This is a genomic window from Enterobacter cloacae complex sp. IR5418, assembly GCF_049238105.1.
GTDB classification, from domain to species: domain Bacteria; phylum Pseudomonadota; class Gammaproteobacteria; order Enterobacterales; family Enterobacteriaceae; genus Enterobacter; species Enterobacter hormaechei.
In genome coordinates, this window is sequence record NZ_JBMKHS010000095.1 from 1 (window position 1) to 2,102 (window position 2,102).

Sequence of the window (2,102 nt, forward strand, 5' to 3'; positions counted from 1 at the left end):
GGAAGATGCGTGATCTGATCCTTCAACTCAGCAAAAGTTCGATTTATTCAACAAAGCCCGTCCAGATCATAAAGAGAATAAAGAAAAACCAATGCATCACAACGTTCCCCATTTACACATTTTAATCTCCTATCAGGACTGTAACACAGCCCGTCTTAATCACACCATCGCCACTGCCCGCCGCTGGGGACGGCTTACTTTCATCATCGTCATAAATCCAGTCAAGGATCGGTTTGAGAGCCAATTTGATACTGGCATCCCCTCCCAGACCAAGCGCCGCTGCAAGCTCACCTGACACCTTGAGGTTAAATGAATAATCTGTACTATCAATCCAGGTTCCCACGCCAGCAGAAGCGCCAGCGCTCCCTGCACTCCCTGAAAGTTTGCCATCGGCAACGACTACGCCATAAAAATCGGCTTTAGCCGTCGCTTCTCCTTTGACCGCCGCTGCTTCTGCGCCAAGTTCCACATTAAAACCATAACGTCCTTTATTACCGTCGTACATTTCACTGACAGCCTTCGCTTCAGCGGTTGCCAGATACACGTCCCCACCAACCCCGCCGTATTGCTCCCCTTCTTTTCCAATGCTACCCGAGGCGCCATATTGTATCGCGGTAGCGTTAGCATTGAGGTTGATAGCCCCGTAATCGGCCCTATCTGTCACTAACGTGCCGCTGGCATTCGCCACCCCTACTTTTGTACGAACCTCGCCTTTATATTTATCCTGGCTTTTTGTATTCCCGACCGTGATATCGGCAAGCGCGAATCCGGCTGAAGCCGTATCGGGTTTTCCAAAGCCGGATTTATCTTCGAGACTTGCATAGGCGCCGAGCACCCGGGCGTCGTAAACATCACCATGTATAGCACCATCTTTACCCGCATCCTTCGCCGCCGTTCCTCCCCAATATTGCGGAGGTGCAGGTTGAGTGGTTGCGACCGCAGGGGTCGCTGAAGTATTGCAACCCGTCTTGTCGCCTTCCCTGGCGAGAGGTAAACCGTTCACAAATACCGTTGTTGAACCGCTGAGAATACTTCCCTGACCATGTTGAGAACATGAAAGCGGGTCGCCTTTTCGTGCCGCCGGAAATCCGCCAATAATTACGTTGGGACTTCCGCTTTGAATTGGGCCAGTATGTGCGCTGGAATCAATGCGCGCTCTGGCGGCTGGTTTTCCCATAATAGCGTTCTCTGTACGCAGATTAACTGTTAACTTTTACAATCGCGCCCTTAATATCGGTAAGGTTAGTTCCCGTTATACTCACCGTATCATTTGCCTTGAGCTCGGTATTGATCCCATCACCCAGTTTTGTAAGCTCTTCACCTTTGAAGATGGCTTGTTCCACAGCCTCTGCTTTGAGGTTGCCTTGGCCTACGTGAATCTCAATGGTATCCGGGGCGATCAGAATATAGTTGTCTTTAACTTTGAGTTTAATCGTGGTCACAGATTCCAGCAGCGCGTTACCTTCTTTATCCATGGTCAAGACGGTTTGATCTTTCCCAACGTTTATAACGTGCTTGTTACCAATATTATGCGTTTCATTATTACCTACATCTGATTTCTGGTTCCGCTTAATCGTTATATTCTCATCCTGTCCGATGGTTTTTCTACGATCGACACCGACATCATGAGTTTCAGAATTTTCTATATCCGTATCCATATTTTTTTCTGCATGGATCCAGATCTGCTCGTGCCCGGCTTTATCTTCAAAACGGAGAATATTGGCATTGTCTTTATGGCCATCTTTGCTGCGGCTATAAAAGCCCATCTGCGTCGCCGCGGCCGGCAGCGCCCACGGCGGCATGCTCGCGTCGTTGTACACGCGCCCGGTAATGATCGGACGGTCCGGGTCGCCGTTGATAAAGTCCACTACCACCTCATCACCGACGCGCGGGATCTGCACCCCACCATAACCCTGGCCCGCCCAGGCGCTCGACACACGCACCCAGCAGGAGCTGGTGTCATCGCCCTTCGCCAGACGGTCCCAGTGGAACTTCACCTTCACGCGGCCGTATTTATCCGTCCAGATACTCTCGCCCTGCGGCCCCACGACTTTCGCCGTCTGCGGGCCATAGGTGCGCGGCCACGCCGTGCTCTGCGCCGG

Annotated in this window: 2 protein-coding genes and 1 pseudogene; 1 reads left to right on the top strand and 2 read right to left on the bottom strand. The window is 51.6% G+C overall.

Features of this window, described 5'->3' with window-relative positions:
• Positions 1-5: 5 nt before the first annotated feature.
• Positions 6-68, top strand: a pseudogene (locus tag ACOTX7_RS24175) (PTS fructose transporter subunit IIB); the annotation flags it as partial.
• A gap of 53 nt (positions 69-121) precedes the next feature.
• Here the strand turns inward: ACOTX7_RS24175 and ACOTX7_RS24180 are convergent.
• Positions 122-1,177, bottom strand: coding sequence for a PAAR domain-containing protein (locus tag ACOTX7_RS24180; protein WP_221813103.1), 1,056 nt, complete (start codon positions 1,175-1,177; stop codon positions 122-124).
• A 22-nt stretch (positions 1,178-1,199) separates the two neighbouring features.
• Positions 1,200-2,102: type VI secretion system Vgr family protein (locus ACOTX7_RS24185; protein WP_421626177.1), on the bottom strand; the 903-nt coding region annotated here is incomplete at its 5' end.